General features: G+C 63.8%; 19 protein-coding genes. 13 read left to right on the forward strand and 6 right to left on the reverse strand.

From position 1 onward, the window contains the following. Positions 1–3 precede the first annotated feature (3 nt). The 12 genes from RA24_RS12270 (at position 4) to RA24_RS22275 (ending at position 8,202) form a co-directional block, all read left to right on the forward strand. Positions 4–840 carry an ABC transporter substrate-binding protein gene (locus RA24_RS12270; RefSeq protein WP_029204616.1) on the forward strand — a complete coding sequence of 279 codons (837 nt, stop codon included), beginning with the start codon at positions 4–6 and terminating at the stop codon, positions 838–840. Further along, positions 837–1,820, forward strand: coding sequence for a FecCD family ABC transporter permease (locus tag RA24_RS12275; RefSeq protein WP_039191868.1), 984 nt, complete (start codon positions 837–839; stop codon positions 1,818–1,820). Before RA24_RS12270 ends, RA24_RS12275 begins: the two co-directional genes overlap by 4 nt. Then, positions 1,817–2,572 carry an ABC transporter ATP-binding protein gene (locus RA24_RS12280; protein ID WP_039191870.1) on the forward strand — a complete coding sequence of 252 codons (756 nt, stop codon included), beginning with the start codon at positions 1,817–1,819 and terminating at the stop codon, positions 2,570–2,572. Before RA24_RS12275 ends, RA24_RS12280 begins: the two co-directional genes overlap by 4 nt. Then, on the forward strand, positions 2,572–3,228 hold the full coding sequence (locus RA24_RS12285) for an adenosylcobinamide amidohydrolase (RefSeq protein ID WP_019294397.1): 657 nt from the start codon (positions 2,572–2,574) through the stop codon (positions 3,226–3,228). The genes RA24_RS12280 and RA24_RS12285 overlap by 1 nt, the downstream gene beginning before the upstream one ends. Then, positions 3,221–4,222, forward strand: a complete 1,002-nt coding sequence (locus tag RA24_RS12290; protein ID WP_039191872.1) for a DUF6925 family protein — start codon at positions 3,221–3,223, stop codon at positions 4,220–4,222. Before RA24_RS12285 ends, RA24_RS12290 begins: the two co-directional genes overlap by 8 nt. 11 nt (positions 4,223–4,233) lie before the next feature. Next, entirely contained in the window at positions 4,234–4,875 is a 642-nt protein-coding gene (locus tag RA24_RS12295) for a MotA/TolQ/ExbB proton channel family protein (RefSeq protein ID WP_019294399.1), read from the forward strand. Further along, entirely contained in the window at positions 4,872–5,252 is a 381-nt protein-coding gene (locus RA24_RS12300) for an ExbD/TolR family protein (RefSeq protein ID WP_019294400.1), read from the forward strand. Before RA24_RS12295 ends, RA24_RS12300 begins: the two co-directional genes overlap by 4 nt. 5 nt (positions 5,253–5,257) lie before the next feature. Beyond that, positions 5,258–5,641, forward strand: a complete 384-nt coding sequence (locus RA24_RS12305) for a biopolymer transporter ExbD (protein ID WP_039191874.1) — start codon at positions 5,258–5,260, stop codon at positions 5,639–5,641. Positions 5,642–6,063: 422 nt separating this feature from the next. Then, positions 6,064–6,429, forward strand: a complete 366-nt coding sequence (locus RA24_RS22525; protein WP_039191877.1) for an energy transducer TonB family protein — start codon at positions 6,064–6,066, stop codon at positions 6,427–6,429. A 537-nt stretch (positions 6,430–6,966) separates the two neighbouring features. Then, positions 6,967–7,263 carry a transposase gene (locus RA24_RS12315; protein ID WP_036761687.1) on the forward strand — a complete coding sequence of 99 codons (297 nt, stop codon included), beginning with the start codon at positions 6,967–6,969 and terminating at the stop codon, positions 7,261–7,263. Next, a complete protein-coding gene (locus tag RA24_RS22270; RefSeq protein WP_152612842.1) occupies positions 7,260–7,796 on the forward strand; it encodes an IS3 family transposase in 537 nt (178 codons plus the stop codon). The genes RA24_RS12315 and RA24_RS22270 overlap by 4 nt, the downstream gene beginning before the upstream one ends. Beyond that, positions 7,708–8,202, forward strand: coding sequence for an IS3 family transposase (locus RA24_RS22275; protein WP_241480940.1), 495 nt, complete (start codon positions 7,708–7,710; stop codon positions 8,200–8,202). The genes RA24_RS22270 and RA24_RS22275 overlap by 89 nt, the downstream gene beginning before the upstream one ends. A 407-nt stretch (positions 8,203–8,609) precedes the next feature. On the opposite strand, the gene RA24_RS12325 is transcribed toward RA24_RS22275, so the two are convergent. The 4 genes from RA24_RS12325 to RA24_RS12340 are packed head-to-tail and all read right to left on the reverse strand — an operon-like array spanning position 8,610 to position 14,906. Further along, positions 8,610–9,848 carry an NAD(P)/FAD-dependent oxidoreductase gene (locus RA24_RS12325; protein ID WP_052269590.1) on the reverse strand — a complete coding sequence of 413 codons (1,239 nt, stop codon included), beginning with the start codon at positions 9,846–9,848 and terminating at the stop codon, positions 8,610–8,612. Next, a complete protein-coding gene (locus tag RA24_RS12330) occupies positions 9,848–10,867 on the reverse strand; it encodes an Ldh family oxidoreductase (RefSeq protein ID WP_029204619.1) in 1,020 nt (339 codons plus the stop codon). The genes RA24_RS12325 and RA24_RS12330 overlap by 1 nt, the downstream gene beginning before the upstream one ends. A gap of 56 nt (positions 10,868–10,923) precedes the next feature. Further along, the gene (locus RA24_RS12335) at positions 10,924–12,450 is read right to left on the reverse strand and encodes a trimethylamine methyltransferase family protein (RefSeq protein WP_039172579.1); all 1,527 of its coding nucleotides are present in this window, start codon (positions 12,448–12,450) and stop codon (positions 10,924–10,926) included. A 26-nt stretch (positions 12,451–12,476) separates the two neighbouring features. Further along, entirely contained in the window at positions 12,477–14,906 is a 2,430-nt protein-coding gene (locus RA24_RS12340; RefSeq protein WP_039191883.1) for a GcvT family protein, read from the reverse strand. Between the two features lie 259 nt (positions 14,907–15,165). Between RA24_RS12340 and RA24_RS12345 the strand changes: the two genes are divergently transcribed. Then, positions 15,166–16,029 carry a LysR substrate-binding domain-containing protein gene (locus RA24_RS12345; RefSeq protein WP_199275858.1) on the forward strand — a complete coding sequence of 288 codons (864 nt, stop codon included), beginning with the start codon at positions 15,166–15,168 and terminating at the stop codon, positions 16,027–16,029. A gap of 205 nt (positions 16,030–16,234) precedes the next feature. Here the strand turns inward: RA24_RS12345 and RA24_RS12350 are convergent, their stop codons facing one another. Both RA24_RS12350 and RA24_RS21785 read right to left on the reverse strand, forming a co-directional pair. Continuing rightward, entirely contained in the window at positions 16,235–16,465 is a 231-nt protein-coding gene (locus RA24_RS12350) for a helix-turn-helix domain-containing protein (protein WP_152612192.1), read from the reverse strand. A gap of 172 nt (positions 16,466–16,637) precedes the next feature. Further along, a complete protein-coding gene (locus RA24_RS21785; protein WP_052269591.1) occupies positions 16,638–17,087 on the reverse strand; it encodes an ATP-binding protein in 450 nt (149 codons plus the stop codon). Positions 17,088–17,101 lie beyond the last annotated feature (14 nt).

Genomic DNA, 17,101 nt, shown 5'->3' on the forward strand with positions numbered 1-17,101 from the left:
CCCATGCGCAGGCTCCCCGGCATAGCCCTGGCCCTTTTGTGGGCCGCCACCGGTACTTTTGCCGGGCCATCGCGCGTGGTGTCGATGAACCTCTGCACTGACCAGCTGGCGATGCTGCTTGCGGCGCCCGGCCAGCTGGCCTCGGTCTCCTACATCGCGCAGGACACACGCGCCTCGGCCATGGCGGACGCGGCCATGGCCTATCCCGCCAACCACGGGCTGGCCGAAGAGATCTATCTGCTGCAGCCCGACCTGGTGATTGCCGGCGCCTATTCGACACCTGCCACCACGGATATGCTGCGCCGTCTTGGCGTGCCGGTGGTGGTGTTCGAGCCCGCCAGCTCGCTGCAGGATGTGCGCGCACGTATCTTGCAGATGGGTCAGGTTCTGGGCCGCGAAGAAGCGGCCCACGCACTGCTGGCAGACTTCGACAAGCGACTGGCAACGCTTGAGCAAGCCGGACCGGAGGCGGCACGCGCCGCGCTTTATGCCGCCAACGGGTTCACTTCCGGCAGTATGACCCTCGCGGGCCGGATCCTGCGCGCGGCGGGGCTGCGCAATATCGCGGATGAACTGGGCTATGCGCACTCCGGTCATATGCCGCTGGAACTGCTGGCGTTGGCCGCGCCGGATCTGCTGATCGGCACGTCGCCCTATCCGCGCGCCTCGCGCAGTGAGGACAATCTGGCGCATCCGGTGGTGCGGCAGCTGGCCGCCCGCAGCGGCGCCGGGCAGATGCGCGATGCGGATTGGGTCTGCGGCACCCCGCATGTGCTGCGCGCGGTGGAAACCCTGGCCGCAGAGCGCCGTCTGTTCATGGAGAAGGAGAGCCGGGAATGACCCGTCTGATGCTGGTTCTGGCCGCAGCGGTGCTGGCGCTGTTCCTGCTGTCGCTCACGGTGGGGCCGGCCGATGTGGGCGCCGGCGAAAGCCTGGCCGCTCTGTTTGACGAGGGTTACGGGCCGCTCACCCTGGTGATGCGGGAAATCCGGCTGCCGCGGGCGCTGCTGGCAGTGATTATCGGCGGCGGGCTGGGGCTGGCGGGTGCCGAGATGCAGGGCTACCTGCGCAACCCGCTGGCTGAGCCAGGGCTGATCGGTGTGTCCTCCTCGGCGGCGCTGGGGGCGGTGCTGGCGATCAACACCGGGCTGGCGGCCAGCCTCACCTTGGGCCTGCCGCTGGCGGCGCTGGCCGGTGCTCTGGCAGGTGTGTTTCTGGTGATGGCGCTGGCCGGGCCGCAGGGCGGCTCGCTGACGCTGATCCTGGCGGGCATTGCGATTTCGGCGATGGCGGCGGCGCTGACCTCGCTGGTGCTGAACTTGTCGCCCAACCCCTTTGCCGCCAATGAGATCGTGTTCTGGATGATGGGCTCGCTGGCGGACCGCTCGATGCTGCATGTCTGGCTGGTGCTGCCCTTTGCGCTATCGGGGGGCGCGATCCTGCTGACACTGGCGCGGGGTCTGGATGCGCTGACCCTTGGCGAGGATGCGGCGCAGACCATGGGGATGAACTTGAACCGGCTGCGGCTGCTGTTGGTTGTCGGGACTGCCGCCATTGTCGGCGGCGCCACTGCTGTGGCGGGCGCTATCGGCTTCATCGGCTTGGTGGTGCCGCATATCCTGCGCCCGCTGGTTGGCGGCCAGCCGTCGCGGCTGCTGTGGGCCTCGGCACTTGGCGGCGCCATCATGCTGCAACTGGCTGACATTGCGGTGCGGGTAATCCTGCCGTCGCGGGACCTCAAGCTGGGAGTGGTCACCGCCCTGGTCGGCGCGCCGCTGTTCCTGCACCTGATCTATAAGACGCGGAAGGGGCTGGCATGAGCGTGCTTTCGGTCCGGAACCTCTCCGTCACCTTGCGGAACCGCCCGGTGCTCCGCGATGTGTCCTTTGAAATCCAAACAGGTGAATTCGTCGGCCTGCTGGGGCCAAACGGCGCTGGCAAAAGCAGCCTGATGCGCGCCGCCCTGGGGCTGATCCCGGCGAAGGGGCACAGCTCGCTGGCGGAGATGAGTGCCGCGGAACGCGCCCGCGCGGCGGCCTGGATGCCGCAATCGCGCGAAATCGCTTGGCCGATCCCGGTAGAGCGGCTGGTGGCGCTTGGCCGCCTGCCGCATCTGCCTCAGGGGCTGCGGCTGCCGCCCGGCGATCAGGCGCTGGTCGACCAGTCGATTGAGCGCATGGGGCTCGGCCCGTTCCGTCAGCGCGCCGCCTCCCGCCTGTCCGGCGGCGAGCAGGCCCGCGCGCTGATTGCCCGTGCATTGGCGCAGGACACGCCGCTCTTGATGGCCGATGAACCTGCCGCCGGGCTGGACCCGGCGCATCAGATCTCCACCATGGAGGTCTTTGCCAGCCTCGCTGCCGAAGGCCGCGCCGCGCTGGTCTCGCTGCATGACTTGGGACTGGCGGCGCGCCATTGCACAAGGCTGATCCTGCTGGCCGAAGGCAGCATCCTCGCCGACGGGCCGCCCGCCGAAGTGCTGACACCGAACTTGATGGCGCGCGCCTTTGGCATCTCGGTCTGGCATGAGACAACGGCGCAAGGGCCGGTGTTCCAGCCGCTGGAGGTTCTGTAATGGGCGCGGTCACCCTGGAACGCCCCTGGATCGAGTTTGACCTCGGCGCAGAGATGCAAGTGCTGAGCTGGGCTGTGAACCGCCCCGGCCTTGTTACCGCCCGCCGCATCCTGTGGCGCGAAGTCCGCAACAGCGACCTGCCGCGTGATCTGGATGTCACCGAGTGGTTCGCGGGTGAACTGGCGCAGAGGGGCTGCGAGGATGCCGTGGCCTTCCTGACCTCGCGGGATGTGCGCCGCTATTGCGAGGCCTCAGCCACTGTAGAAGGCATCAGCGCTCATGCGGTGGCCACTGTCGGCTTGTCCAATGCCGAACGGGTCGGCAGCCGGATGGACTACGCCAGCCGCAACTGGGGGACCATCAATGTCGCACTGCGCCTCTCCGAAGGGCTGACCCACGCCGGACTGATCGAAGCGATGAGCATCGCGGTCCAGGCCCGCACCGCAGCAGTGATGGACGCTGACATCATTTTGCCAAGCGGAACGGCGACCGGCACCGGAACCGACTGCGTCGCACTAGCTGCTCCCGCTGGCGCAAACCCCTATGCCGGGCTGCACACTGCCACCGGCGAAGCCATCTGCAAAGCCGTTTACCAGGCCGTCCACACAGGCGCCCTGGAATGGAAATCAACCAACAGGAGGGCAGCACATGCCTGAGCTTCAACAGGTGCTGAAAGATGCGCTGATGCAAGAAGATTGCGGCTGGAACATGGGGTCCTTTGGCGCCATTGCCGAGTTCCACCATGTCTATGGCGACTCGGCCCCGCAGGAGCATGCCGGGCTTATGCAGGTAACCCCCCGCGGCGGCGTGCGCATCGACACCCTGGAAGGCGTGCGCCCGGTCGCCTATGAGACACTCAGTCCAAAGCCGCACCGCTGGACGCAAGCCGTGTCGCTGTGCTTGCCGCACGATGACGCCGCGATGAACCAGCGCGGTGCGCTGACCGCGCTTGGCCCCGACGAAGATGCGCTGCGCGGCGAAGACCGCGGCGCCCAGTTGTTCGACATGGGGCTGGGCCAGTACCAGGCGGATTTCTGCATCCGCACCGCCGACCCTGAGCTGCTGGAGGTGCTGAACGAAAACGCCGGCCGCTCGCTGTTTGAGCACGGCAACCCAGCGATGGGGGCAATCCTGAAGCACCATCCGCACCGGGTGCTGCTGACCCGCCTTGGCCGGGTCGAAGTTTATCAAATGATCGGCGGTCCCGACACCGGCGGCAAGTCTCCCGAAGGCCCGCACACCCATGTGCTGCCCAAACTGCTGCGTGCCGAGCGCACTCATTCCGCCAACACGCCCATCCCCGAAGGCTGGGTGCCCTGCTGCGGCGTCCATCCTGAGAACCCGGTGATAGGCCGCCTGGGCGAGGACAAGGTCTTCAACCGCGCCGCCTTTGACGCGTTCCGGAAACTGCTGAGCACTTGGGGCGCCGAAGCATACTGCCAGGGCAAGCAGGCGGTCTGGGAGCTGCTGGAGACGGAAATTCCGGCTGAGGATGCCGTAGAGCCCGACACCCGCGAAGGCCGGGCCGGCTGGCGCAATGGCATCCGGCAATGGCGGGTGCTGCATGGTCCGAACCGGCTGACCGAGGCTTACGCCGAACGCTTTGACCGCGGTGCTGAGCAAACCGACCCGGAAAATCCGGGCCACTGACGGAGGCTGCGATGTCCCTTGCCCCTCTCCTCGAATTCATGGCCCGCGGCGGCCCCGCCCTGTGGGTGATCGCGGCGCTGTCGGTGCTGACCTTGGCGCTGTTCTTCTGGCAGGTGATCGGGCTTGCACAGGCGGGCGTCTGGCGCAAGCCACGGGCTGAAGTCTGGCTCGATCAATGGAGTGCAGGGGACACCCCGCCTATCAGCGCGGGCCGCACGCCGCTGGATCGGCTAACGCAGTCCGCGATGCGGGCACGTCTGACACCTGAGTTCAGCTCGGTGACCGCGGAAAAGGAGACCACCCGCATTGCCAAGGCAGAGCTGGCGGGCCTCCGCCGCGGCCTGCGCCCGCTGGAGCTGATTGCCGCCATAGCGCCTCTGGTCGGGCTCCTTGGCACCGTTCTGGGAATGATCGGCGCGTTCCAGGCCCTGCAGGAAAGCGGCAGCGGCGCTGACCCTTCGGTGCTGGCCGGCGGCATCTGGGAGGCGCTGCTGACCACGGCGGCGGGCATGGCGGTGGCAATCCCGGCCTCGGCTCTTGCCTCCTGGATCGAGGGGCTGGCTGAGCGTGAGCAAGCCGCAATGGAGGACGCCGCCACCCGTGTGTTCACTGCGGCAGCCGCCCGTCCGGCACTGCGGCACGCCGCAGAATGACACTTGCCTTTGGAACACCGCGCGCGAAAAGGCGCCTCAGCCTCGCACCAATGATCGACGTGGTGTTTCTTCTGCTGGTGTTCTTCATGCTCGCCTCGCAATTCGGCCGCGACCGGGTGGTGCCATTGGCCATGGGCGGCGCGGGCAGCACCTATCAGGGGCCGCCGCGGCTGGTTCTGGTGACTGCTGAAGGGCTGCGGCTGAACGGGGTTCCAGTGGAGGAAGAAGCCCTGGCGGAGAGGTTGACTGCGCTGACCCACAAGAAATCGGATGCGATCATCCTGCAACCGGACGCCAACGCCTCGCTGCAGCAGCTGATGGATGCGGCTGGTCTGCTGTCCGGAGCCGGCTTCACCGGCCTGGTGGTGATGGAGTGAGCGGCATGAATTTCTCGACCCCCCAAAAGCGGCAAGCAGGCGAGCCAATCCTGCCGATGATCAATGTGGTGTTCCTGCTGCTGATCTTCTTCCTTCTGTCCTCACAAATCGCGCCACGCGCGCCCTTTGCGGTGACCCCGCCGGAGCTGGAAAGCGGTGAACCTCCGATGCGGGAGGCGGTGCTGTTCATGGCCGCAGACGGCCAGCTGCATTTCTCCGGGGCTGAAGGCGGGGACGCCCTGGCCGCTGTTGCGGCGCAGGCAGCAGAACTTGAGGTCCTAACTCTGCGCGCCGATGCCGGGGTGCCTGCCCGCGAGGTTGCGGCGCTGATCTCCCGGCTGCGCGACGCAGGCATCAAGGCTGTCAGCCTGACAGGCACAGGCTCTTGACCCGGCGCGCCTTGTTCCCCGCCTGCCTTGCCGCCGCCGCTGCGCTGCACGCCTTGCAATTTCTGACAATGCGCGAGGGCGGCACAAGGGCAGCCGGCTTCGGCAGCAGCGGCAGCGGGCAAGTGACACTGGCGGCCGCCTCTGAGGCGCTGACGCAGCAGGTCTCTGACTGGAACCGTCCGCCGGAGATCCACACGCCAGCGCCTGCCAAGGCTCCGGCCGACCCACCGCAGCAGCCTGTGCAGGCTGCCGCTCCGGCTGCGCCTTATGCCCCGCACGCTCCGGCAGCTGTCAGTTCGCCTGTGCTTGCCGCTGCACCCGCCGCGGACACAGCACCTGCGCGGCAAGTATCACCGCCGCCTCCACCACCTCCGCCCGCTGCAGCGGCACCCGGCCCATCCCCCGCACCTTCAACGGAAAGTATGCAAGAGCAAGCTGCCGGCAGCAGCCGCCAACAGGCCAAGGGCGACGGCGGCGCAGATGCGGCCACCACCGGAGATACAAAGCGCACTGCCAGTCTCAAGAACCGCTGGGGCGCAGCAATCATCTCACGGATCGAGCGGCAGAAACGCCCGCCCCGCGGCGGCGGGGAGGGGACAGTGCGGCTGCACCTGACGGTCTCAACCCAGGGGCGTTTGATGACCGTTACTGTTACCCGAAGCTCCGGCAACGCCAAGTTAGATCAAGCGGCAGTAGCCGCGGTAAAAAGAGCCCGTATGCCGCGTGCTCCCAAAGCCCTGGCACCCGGCGGCTACAGCTTTACATTCCGGACGACCTTTACCGGCTGACTGCAGCTTTCTCCGGCCTCTTCACATAGTGAAACATTAGGTAGCCTGCGAAGGGCATGGAAAGAGACAAGCCTTATACTGCCCCAAAAACCGCCATTCCAGCCCGCTGGCAACGTTCAAAGGGTCGATGTCTCGTTTTCAATAGATCGCCAGACCTCCCATTTGAACGTCCGATTTAATGGCGCAAAATTTGTGGAAGGCTGGCTGCCGCGAACTTTTGCCTTCCGCCCGGTGAGCATGAACGACCCCGGTGATCTGCTATAAGGACGAAGGTTCGCAATACGGCGGCCTGCAGCCATTGTCCCCGGCGACGGGAGCGACGGCTTTGTCCGGCGCCTCGATCCTTCCCTGGTCAATTTTTGCTGCAACTTCGACCCATGGCGGCTTTGAACGCGGCGAGGCAGCGCGTACTTTTCTGGATCTGCGGTATCCGGCGTGCTGCGAGCGCACGCAGCGAGAAAATCCAAGGTACAGTGAACTTCGTCCCTGTTCCCGGACAGCGGGGTAAATTACCCCTGTCCACGAATGGAGCATGGAATGGGACAATCGAGACGGACGTTCACAGATGAGTTCAAAGCCGCAGCTGTTGGTCGGCTTTATAAGCCTGGGGCCACACAAGGCGGTGTTGCCAAGGAGCTTGGAGTGACGAGCTCGCAGTTGAAGACGTGGCGCTTGGAGATCGAAGCGGCAGGATCAATGGCGGCGCTGCGCAGGCAGCAGGCGGATGCGGCGGAACTGGATCGTCTGCGGAAGGAAAACAAACGTTTGAAGCTGGAAAATGAAATCCTCGAGAAAGCTTCCGCTTTTTTCGCCTCAAGGGCAGCGAAAACATGACCGCGAAACATGCATTTGTCGTTGCCCATAAGACCCTTTATCCCATTTCCCTGCTGTGCTGCATTCTGGGGATCGGTCGCAGTTGGTTTTATGGTTCTACTCAGTCGCAACCAGCCCGAAATCAGCGGCAAAAGTTGCGCGACGACCGGGACGCAGACCTGCTGGCCAAGATCAAAGCGGCTTTCTCTCGAAGTAAGAAGCGATATGGCTCAAAGCGCATACACCGCGATCTGATCGCCGATGGGATCCATGTCTCCGAGCGGCGTGTGGCCAGAATAATGCGGGAAAACCGGGTCTCTCCGCGCCCGCACAAGCGTCGAAAGCCGCGCACCACAGACAGCAATCACAGCCTCAAACCCTCACCAAATCTGTTGGAGCAACAGTTCAATTGTACCGTTCCGAACCGGGTTTGGCTCGACCCTTCTCGTGACATTCGCGATGCGAATGCACTGTCAGGCAGTGGACATTACTTACGTCGATACGAACGAAGGATGGCTCTACGTTGCCGCCATCAAGGACATGGCCACGCGTGAAATCGTGGGTTGGGCCATGGACGATCATCTGCGATCCGAACTGTGCTGTGATGCCTTGAACATGGCCCTGGGACGCAATGGCCCCGTTCCTGGGCTCATTCATCATTCGGATCGCGGCGTGCAATATGCAGGCAGCGAATACCGCGCGCTGCTCGGGTCCGCGAAGATCATCCAATCAATGAGCCGAACCGGCGAATGCCTGGATAACGCACCAATGGAAAGTTTCTTCGCATCACTGAAAAAGGAACTGGTTCATCGGGAGCGCTTCAAAACGCGCGCCCAGGCAAAGGCTGCGATCTTCGAATACATTGAGGTCTTCTACAACCGTCAGAGGCGGCATTCAGCCATCGGCTATCAAACACCCGCGCAAGCGTATGAAAACATGGATTGGAAAAACGCTGCATAGGGTCAATAATCAAACTGTCCGGAAATCGGGACGAACTCCACTTTGCAGACGTCATCCACACAGGACAAACCGGACGTTCGCGGGGCAGTTGGAAAGGACAGCTCCCAGCTCAAAGCCGTCCTGCGGCAGCATGCCCGTTAAAGTGGAAGGAGCCATTTCACGAGCGGCGGTTAGATGGCAGGCTTGCGGAATAGCGCCGTTCTTTCGGGTCCGCAGTTCGAAGTGTCTAGCGTGAGCCAGGAGTTTAAACGTTGGACGGGATGCCTCTGAAGGAAAGGCGTTCCGGCGTTTAATAATTGCCAACCCGGCAAAGTATGTTGTTGGCCAGACCGGGGGGGGGCGCCGACCGGCAACTGCCGCTTCTGAATGCGCCGCACTCAAGTCCGGCAATGCTGAATTGTCCGAACCTAAAACCGGTCCGGGCTGAAGGCGCTGATTTCCTCGCCTAGCCGCCGCCCTGCAATGACGTCCGCAATGATCCGTCCGGTGGTGGCTCCTAACGTCAACCCGAGCTGACCGTGACCGGCAGCAAGTGTCACATTGGCCAGTTTGCCGGTTCTCCCGATGATGGGGCGGGTGTCGGGAGTGAAGGGGCGGCGGCCCATGCGGCGGCTGCGGTGGCTATCCTGCAGCCCTGGCAGTACCCGGTGGGCGCGTTTGACCAACACATCGGCCCGGCGCCATTTGGGGGCGGCAGAGAGGCTGGCAAATTCCACCGTGCCGGCAACCGCCAGCTCGCTCTCGTAAGGTGTGATGCCGAACCCGCCCGCCGGGTAGAAAACCGTGTGCTTCAGATTCACGCCTGGATCCTGCAAACCGGTTGAGTAACCCATGACGCCTTCCAGGCGAAGCGGGATGCCCAGCTGCCTGGAGAGACCCTTGGACTGGGTGCCAGCCGCAATCACTACCTCATCGGCGGGCAGCAGCTGGCCATCAGCTGTTTGGACACCGGAAACCCAGGCGCCGTCGCGCTGAAAGCCTGCACAGGCCAGCGGCAGCACCGTGCCGCCGCGCTGCAGAAAGGTTTGCATCAGCTTTTCCACCAGCCGCTTGGGGCAGGTGACAAAGCTCCAGTCCCGCAGCACCGAGGCATATTTGAAATCGGCGGCGATGGCCGGATCCATCTCATGGGCTTCCTGCCCGGAGATGTCGTCAATGATGCAGCCAAGTTCGCGCGCCAGATCAAAGGCCGCGCCCATAGTAGCCTTGTCGCGCTCATCATCGAACAGCTTGATCACCGGGCGCTCCACCAGCAATTCCGGAGCGCCGATGTCCGCCAGTTGCGCCTTGAAGTCGGCTGTTGCAGCAAAGGTCAGCCGCGACAGGTCGGCAGCGATCGTCCGCATGCGGAAGGGCATTGAATTGGCGGTGAAGCGGGCAAACCACGGCAGCAGCCCCAGTGCAGATGCCGGGCGCAGGGACAGAGGCGCCTCGGGGTCCCGCAGCCAGCCCGGCACTTTCATCAGCATGCCCGGCTGCGACAGCGGCACAATTTCCCCTACGGCAATACAGCCGCAGGAGGCCCAGCTGGCGCCTTCGCCCACCGGTCCCGGCTCCAGCACGGTAACGCTGTGGCCCTCGGCCTGCAGCGCCAGCGCGCAGGAGATGCCGACAACGCCGCCGCCTGCGATCACCACCCGCTTCATCAGGCGCCTGCCAGCTGGTTTAGCTGCGCCAGCAATTCGGTGCTGACTTCAACGCCGTCTGCTTCTGCCGCCGCGCGTTTTTTCAGCCGCCCGTCGCCGGGCACCCGGGCGGCGCCATTGCCTTCAATTTCGGCGCAGATACGGGTGATGTAGTCGCCAAAGGCGGCATTTCCGAAACGGGACGGATCAATGGCAATCAGGGTGGCGCCGCCCTTGATGTTGAGGGCCCCGAAGGATTCACGCTCCTGATTGTCAACGGACAGGGTCCCGCCTGCCAAAGCCGCGCCCAGCACTTCGATCATAAAAGCAATCGCGGCGCCCTTGTGCTCACCAAAGGGCAACAGGCTGCGGGTTTCCAGGATGGCATTCGGGTCGGTGCTTGCATTGCCCTCGGGGTCCAGCCCAGCCGGCCGCGGCAGCTCGTGGCCCTCAGCCGCGGCCATTCGGATATCCATCAGCGCCACCATCGAGGCCGCCTGATCCCAGACCACCGGTTCACCGCCCTCGCGCGGGCAGGCAAAGGACATCGGGTTGGTGCCAAATACCGGCTTAACGCCCCCCTGCGGCACCACCATCGACAGCGAGTTGATTACCGCCAGCGCCACCAGCCCGGCCTCGGCCAGCGGTTCGGTGTCAAAACGCAGCCCCCCCAGGTGGTGGCAATTGGAACAGGTAAAGGCGGCAATGCCGTTTTCCCGCGCCAGGGCAATCAGCTCATCACGCGCGGCCGCCGCAGCGATCTGGTAATACCCGTTGTCCGCATCGCCGCGCAGCACGCCCGGCGCTATCTTTTCAACCGACGGCGCCGCGGCGCCATTGGCATAGCCTGAGGTGAAGCTCTGCGCATAGACCGGCAGCATCCGCAGCCCGTGGCTGCGCGGGCCGTCGCGCTCAGAGCAGGTGACGATATCGGCAATCACATCGCTGCCCGCCGCGTCCATCCCCGCGGCCACAAGGACAGATTTGGCCAAACCCCGCACTTCGGCGAGTGAGAGCGTTTTTGTCGAAGATGCGGTCATGGGCTCAAATCCTGTCCTTGTGTCGGGTCAAAGGGGCGCCTTGGCGCCCGCTCGTGTCAGGCTTGGTACAGCGCGCGCTTTTTGGCAACAAATTCATCCAGCTTGCTGCGCTGGTCGTCCGGCATCGGCGGCTGCACGTAGCTGTCCAGCATCCGCTGCGCCTCTTCGCGGCCCACCAGTTCCGCGGTTTTGGCGCCTTCTGCCTCCCACTGCTCGAAACTGTCGTTGTTCTGCAGCGGATTCATATGCATCGGGTTTTCGCGGGTGTGGTCGGTACCCAGGAAATGGCCGCCGGGGCCGATCGCTTCGATATCACCCAGCAGCGCATCCAGGTTTTCCTCCTGCAGGCCGCTGAAGAACCGGTGAAAGTTCTCAAGCTGCAGCGTGTCCTGCACCCATTTCGAGTAACTGACCCCCAGCGCTCCCTCCAGGAAACCGGCCGAATGCACGATGTAGTTCGCACCGCCCAGCAGAACCGGCCACATGGTGTTGGCGGTGTCAAACCCGGCCTGCATGTCCGGCGATTTTGAACCGGTCCACATGGTGCAGGTCCGCCAGGGCACGTCGTAAAACCGCGCCATCTGGCCCACTAGCAGATTCATCAGCCCCGGCTCGGGCGAACCCATCATCGGGGCACCGGTCTTCATCGAAACGCCCATGATCGCCACCCCCAGCACCATCGGCGCACCGCGGCGGATGATCTGGCTGTAGGCCATACCCGCCAGGCTTTCGGCAATCAGCAGCGCCACACCGCCCTGCAGGCTGGCAGGGGCCGAGGCGCCTGCCAAGACAAAAGGCGACAACAGGCAGGGCTGGTTGGCACCGGCATAGACCCGCAAAGACTGCAGCATGGTCTCATCCCAAACCAGCGGCGTGTTGCAGTTCAAAAGTGCTGCCAGCACCACGTTGCTGTCGACAAATTCCTCGCCAAAGACGATGCGCACCATCTCCACCGTGTCGCGCGCCGCCTGCTCCGACAGCACCGAGCCCTTGATCGGCTTGTCAGTCAGCGTCAGGGCCGCATGCACCAGCTCCAGATGGCGCTCGGGCACCGGCACGTCCTGCGGCTCCACCGGCAGGATGCCCGGAACCATCATCGACTGGCTCATCTGGCTCAGCTTGAAGAAGTTATGCGCATCCTCCAGCACCGAGGGGCGACGCACACCGTCCAAGTCATAGACAAAAGGCGCGCCATAGGCATTGGCAAAGACCGAGTGCCGGTTGCCCACCCGCAGCGAGCGCTCCGGGTTGCGGGCGGCATAGCCCCATTCCGATGGCACCGAGGAAATCAGCTCCTTCAGCATTTCGCGGCCGATGCGCACCCGCTCGCCCTGCACATCGGCGCCGGCGCGTTTCCAGTCGGCCAGCGCCACCGGGTCGCGGAACTCGATGCCGGTGGTTTCCAGGATCGTCATCGCCGCATTGTGGATCTTCTCCACCCCTTCCGGACCCAAAAGATCAATGGGGCCGACCCGGCGGTTCAGCGCGGGCAGATAGACCGGGGCCGGGTTGGTGCGGGCTTTGACGCGCGCAGCCCGTCCGCCCCGGGCGCCGCGCGGCGCCCGTGTGTTCAGTTCCGTCATGTCATGCTCCTGTGGCTAGGCCGGGATCAGGCCCGGGCGCGTGCGCTGGTTGGGTCGACCGCGCAGATGCCGATCACCTCAGCCTCGCGCAGCTCGTTGTGGACCATCACCTGCAGGCGCGTGCCCTCAGCGGTGAGCTCCTGCGGCACCAGCGCCATCGCGATGTCATGGTTGCAGTAATAGGAGAACCCGCCCGAGGTCACGCGGCCGACAAGCGTGCCGTCCTTATAGACGCTCTCATCTGCCATCACCGAAGTGTCGCAGAACGGCAGCTTCAGGGTGACAAGCGTGTTGTAACCGCCCGCCTCCTTCTGCCGGACCAGCGCATCACGGCCGATGAACTCACGCCCTTCCAGCGCCACAAAGCGGTCCAGCCCGGCCTCAAACGGGGTCATGTCCTTGCAGATCTCCCGGTTGATCGCGCGGTAGGACTTCTCCAGCCGCATCGATTCCAGCGCCTCCAGGCCAAAAGGTTTCACACCTGCCTTCAGCAGCTGATCCACCAGATGCCGGTTGTATCCGACCGGGTGATGCAGCTCCCAGCCCAGCTCGCCGGTGTAGCTGACGCGCAGCAGGTGGACGCCCTTGGCATAGCCCACCTCGCCCATCTGGGCGCTGAGCCAAGGGAAGGCTTCGTTCGACAGATCGTTGTCGGTCAGCTGCTGCAGGATCTCGCGCGACTTCGGCCCTGCCAGGGCAATCACGCCCAGCTGTTCCGAAATATCCTCCATCACAACCGAGCCGTCATCCGGCAGCAAGCGCGAGAGATAATCCCAGTTGTAGACCTGCCCGTTCGGGGTCGAGACCAGATAGAAGTCGTTCTCGCCATAACGGACGATGGTGTATTCGCCCTCCATGCCGCCCTGCAGGTTCAGCGCCACGGCCAGGGTCATGCGGCCAACCTTGGGCAGCTTGTTGGCCATGATCCCGTCCAGCCATTTGGCGGCACCGCGGCCGCGGACGGTGAACTTGGTCATTGGCGACATCTCGATGAACGCAGCCTCCTCCCGGGTCAGCCGCACCTCTTCCTGCACCAGCTCCATGTGGTTGGTGCGGCGGAAGCTGTGCTCTGGGACGGCCTCGGCGGGCGATTTGGCAAACCAGCGCGGGAACTCAAAGCCGTTGAAGGTGGTCCAGACCGCGCCATGCGCCGTCAGCAGATCGTAGGACGGCATCGTCTTCATCGGCCGCGCGTTGGGGAAATCCTCGCCCGGAACATGGGCATCCATATGGGTGCCCCAGGTCTCACGCACCTTGTCCATGGTCCAGCGCTTGGAGGCATAGTCGCCAAAGCGGCGCGGGTCGATCTCCGACATGTCCATACCGGGATGGCCATCGACGATCCAGCGTGCCAGCCGCTCGCCCATGGTGCCGCCCCACAGGATGCCGCCGGGCACGCCCTCGGCCAGCCACAGGTTCTCGTGCCCCGGTGCCGGACCGCACAGCGGCAGCTCGTCCGGAGTCATCTGGAACGGCCCGCGGGTGTTGGCCTTGATGCCCACCTCGCCCAGGGCAGGCACCCGCTCCAGCGCACGTTCCCATTGGGTTTCCACCGCCTCGAAATCCTCGGGCAGCAGGTCGGCACCAAAATCGGCTGGAACCTTGTCTTCGGCAAACAGCTTAAGATCTTTTTCGAACTCATATGGCCCGAACTGGAAGCCGCCGACATCCTCGCGCAGGTAGGCGCCATAATCCTCGTCCCGGAGGATCGGGAACTCCGGCAGCACTTCGGCGCGGCGCTCCTTCAATAGCGGCACGGTCTCGGTGGTCCAGTACTGATGCACAATCGGGATGCAAGGCAGGTCCAGCCCCACCCGGCGGGCGTTCTCGCGGGCGTAGTTGCCGGTGGCAAAAATCAGATGCTCGCAGGTGATCTCGCCCTTGCTGGTGGTCACTTTCCAATTGCCGTTGTCCAGCTTCTCATAAGCCTGTGCCTCGGTGTTCTGATAGACTATCGCGCCCTGATCGCGGGCCAGCTTGGCCAGCCCCATGGTGATGTCCGCCGGGTTCACATAGCCGTCCTGGTCATGCAGGATGCCGCCGCGGATGTTCTCGCTCTGCGCTAGCAGCGGGTGGATCTCCTTGATCTCTTCCGGTGTCACCAGGCGGCAGGGCACGCCCGCTGCTTCTGCGATGGAGATATAAGACTGGAACTCGTCCCAGCGCTTTTCGGTGTTGGCCACCCGCAGCTGGCCAACCTGGCGCAGGCCCACGGAGCTGCCCAGTTTCTCCTCCACCTCGCCATAGATGCGGATGGTTTCCATCGTCATCTTGGAAATGTTGTGCGAACGCACGAAGGTCACCAAAAGGCCGGCCGCATGCCAGGTCGACCCCGAAGTCAGCGTGGTGCGCTCTAGCATCACTGCATCGCTGCAGCCATGCTGGGTCAGCCCGTAAAGGATCGAGGCCCCGACACAGCCGCCGCCGACGACCACCACTTTTGCATGCGACTTCATTGTCCAACTCCTGTTTGCGGGTTTCCGGCAGCCTTGGCTGCAGCGGCAGAATTCCTGACTGTCTCGCCCGGCTGGTGTTGATCCTGAGCCGGAGGATGATGCTGCATTCTGGCGTCATTCCCTCATTCGGCAATTGTAAAAATTTTCATCTTGGCTTAGCTGAATTTGCCCAAATGTGAGAAAAGATGCAGCCAGAAAGCAGTATTTTTGTCAGTAGGATAAAACCGCCTTGCCCAACCGCCCCTATGACCTGCCCCGGATGAGCTCCCTGGTCAGCTTCGAAGCCGCCGCCCGGAACACCAGCTTTAAACTGGCCGCGGCAGAGCTGAACGTCACCCCCGCGGCGGTCAGCCATCAGATCAAGACGCTCGAGCGCGAGTTACAGTGCAGCCTGTTCAACCGGTTTCACCGCGGCGTCGAACTGACGGAAAGCGGTGCTTACTTACTGGTCGCTTTGCAAAGGGGGTTTGAGGGGATCAATGATGCATTTGAACAGCTGCGGGCCCAGCACGGTCGAAGCTCGGTAACGATCCGCTCCAGCACCGCTGTCAGTTCACTGTGGCTGACGCCGCGGCTGGCGCATTTCTGGCGCAGCTACGAGCATATCTCGGTGGCCCAGATCGTCAGTGATACGGAAAAGGCGGGTGGCGACTGCGACCTCAGCCTGCATTACAGCGATATGTCCCGCGACAGCGGCCACTGCAGAGCATTGTTCCGGGACCGGATCATGGCGCTGTGCAGCCCGCGGTTTGCCGATCAGCACCCGATAGGCAGCGTGGCAGGCATCGCGGAGGTTCCGCTGATCCATCTCGATTCGCTGGAAACCGGCGGCACCGACTGGCAGGGGTGGGCCCAGGCCTTGGGCTATTCAGGACCGCTGAAGTCTACCCACCGCGTCAACAATTATGTCATCGCACTGCAAGCCGCGCAGGACGACATGGGGGCCGTGCTCGGCTGGGAGGGCTTGACTGCAGATCTGGTCGCATCCGGCAAGCTGGTCAAGCTGCTGCCTGACACCATTACGGCACCGCTGGAGTTCTATGTCAAACTGCACAATCAGTCATCAGACCGGGCGCGGTTGGTTTTTGACTGGCTGGCTGGAGGCCACCAGGAGATGCGCTAGTTCTGCGGCAATACTCCCACATCGCAGTTGTGTCGCCGAGCGCATTCCGTCAGCCGTTTTTCCTTAGCTGAACTTGCAAGGGCCGCTTAGCGCCGTTCGCGATGCGCTGCACATGCGAGGGAGAGCCTGGCGGCCGGCGGCAGCAATGGGCTCAAAGATGACCAAGTGGGCCACTCCGATCATTATGTGTTCGGCCTAAGACTATTCAAAACCGATTGCGTGACAGCGGCTGTATGTGGCGACCCACCCAGGTCCGGCGGCAGCAAATGGACCACGTGGCCGCGTAACGCCGGACAGCATCATAGCCGCCGTTATAGACGAGGTTGGAGACCGTCGGCTGCGACATGCCAAGCTCTCTTGCCGCTAGGGTGAAGCTGCCATGCCTGGCCACGGCTTCCAGGGCCTGCAGCTGCTTGAAGCTGATCTTTGCTTTCATGACTTCCTCCACCTGCCGCATGGCTTTCCTAGGGACAATGGCAAACGCAATCCAAGTGACACACGACCCGCAGCGACCGGGTTCGTCGGCCAGCTCAGTTCAGCTTTTGGTTTCTCCGCGCCCCTGCAATGCCGCCCAGCCAGGCCAAGGCCTCCGGCCTTGCACACCGCAGTTACCCCGTCACCAAATCTTCAGCGGTTGCAAGGGCGCATGTGAAGGTGAACGTGGACCCCTTCCCGAGCACGGACTGGACCTCAATACCGCCCCCCATCAGATGCGCGAGACGGGAAGCGATCGCCAGACCCAGCCCGGTGCCGCCGAAATCCCGGGAAGCGGTGCCGTTAACTTGGGAAAACGCAGTGAAGATCTTCTCGAGACTGTCTTCGGGAATGCCCACCCCGGTGTCTGCCACGGCGATCCGCAGCTTCGCCATGCCGCCAGCAGTCCGGCCGGTGACTCTTATGGTCACCGACCCAACCTCGGTGAATTTCAGCGCATTGCCGACAAGGTTCACAATGATCTGCCGGATCCGCCCTTCATCCCCCAGGATGTCCTTCGGCACCTCAGGATCATATTCCAGCCGCAGCGAGACCCGGCTTTCCGCCGGATTGGGGGCCAGCATACGGACCACCCCGC

It is taken from the genome of Leisingera sp. ANG-M6, from assembly GCF_000813905.1.
GTDB lineage: Bacteria > Pseudomonadota > Alphaproteobacteria > Rhodobacterales > Rhodobacteraceae > Leisingera.

Bases quoted from the DNA above. Each gene is read 5' to 3' on its own strand.
- RA24_RS12330 (WP_029204619.1), bottom strand. From the start codon at position 10,867: ATGACCGCATCTTCGACAAAAACGCTCTCACTCGCCGAAGTGCGGGGT.
- RA24_RS12270 (WP_029204616.1), top strand. From the start codon at position 4: ATGCGCAGGCTCCCCGGCATAGCCCTGGCCCTTTTGTGGGCCGCCACC.
- RA24_RS12295 (WP_019294399.1), top strand. From the start codon at position 4,234: ATGTCCCTTGCCCCTCTCCTCGAATTCATGGCCCGCGGCGGCCCCGCC.
- RA24_RS12325 (WP_052269590.1), bottom strand. From the start codon at position 9,848: ATGAAGCGGGTGGTGATCGCAGGCGGCGGCGTTGTCGGCATCTCCTGC.
- RA24_RS22270 (WP_152612842.1), top strand. From the start codon at position 7,260: ATGACCGCGAAACATGCATTTGTCGTTGCCCATAAGACCCTTTATCCC.
- RA24_RS22525 (WP_039191877.1), top strand. From the start codon at position 6,064: ATGCAAGAGCAAGCTGCCGGCAGCAGCCGCCAACAGGCCAAGGGCGAC.
- RA24_RS12275 (WP_039191868.1), top strand. From the start codon at position 837: ATGACCCGTCTGATGCTGGTTCTGGCCGCAGCGGTGCTGGCGCTGTTC.
- RA24_RS12345 (WP_199275858.1), top strand. From the start codon at position 15,166: ATGAGCTCCCTGGTCAGCTTCGAAGCCGCCGCCCGGAACACCAGCTTT.
- RA24_RS22275 (WP_241480940.1), top strand. From the start codon at position 7,708: ATGCACTGTCAGGCAGTGGACATTACTTACGTCGATACGAACGAAGGA.
- RA24_RS12350 (WP_152612192.1), bottom strand. From the start codon at position 16,465: ATGAAAGCAAAGATCAGCTTCAAGCAGCTGCAGGCCCTGGAAGCCGTG.
- RA24_RS12335 (WP_039172579.1), bottom strand. From the start codon at position 12,450: ATGACGGAACTGAACACACGGGCGCCGCGCGGCGCCCGGGGCGGACGG.
- RA24_RS21785 (WP_052269591.1), bottom strand. From the start codon at position 17,087: ATGCTGGCCCCCAATCCGGCGGAAAGCCGGGTCTCGCTGCGGCTGGAA.
- RA24_RS12300 (WP_019294400.1), top strand. From the start codon at position 4,872: ATGACACTTGCCTTTGGAACACCGCGCGCGAAAAGGCGCCTCAGCCTC.
- RA24_RS12290 (WP_039191872.1), top strand. From the start codon at position 3,221: ATGCCTGAGCTTCAACAGGTGCTGAAAGATGCGCTGATGCAAGAAGAT.
- RA24_RS12315 (WP_036761687.1), top strand. From the start codon at position 6,967: ATGGGACAATCGAGACGGACGTTCACAGATGAGTTCAAAGCCGCAGCT.
- RA24_RS12340 (WP_039191883.1), bottom strand. From the start codon at position 14,906: ATGAAGTCGCATGCAAAAGTGGTGGTCGTCGGCGGCGGCTGTGTCGGG.
- RA24_RS12305 (WP_039191874.1), top strand. From the start codon at position 5,258: ATGAATTTCTCGACCCCCCAAAAGCGGCAAGCAGGCGAGCCAATCCTG.
- RA24_RS12285 (WP_019294397.1), top strand. From the start codon at position 2,572: ATGGGCGCGGTCACCCTGGAACGCCCCTGGATCGAGTTTGACCTCGGC.
- RA24_RS12280 (WP_039191870.1), top strand. From the start codon at position 1,817: ATGAGCGTGCTTTCGGTCCGGAACCTCTCCGTCACCTTGCGGAACCGC.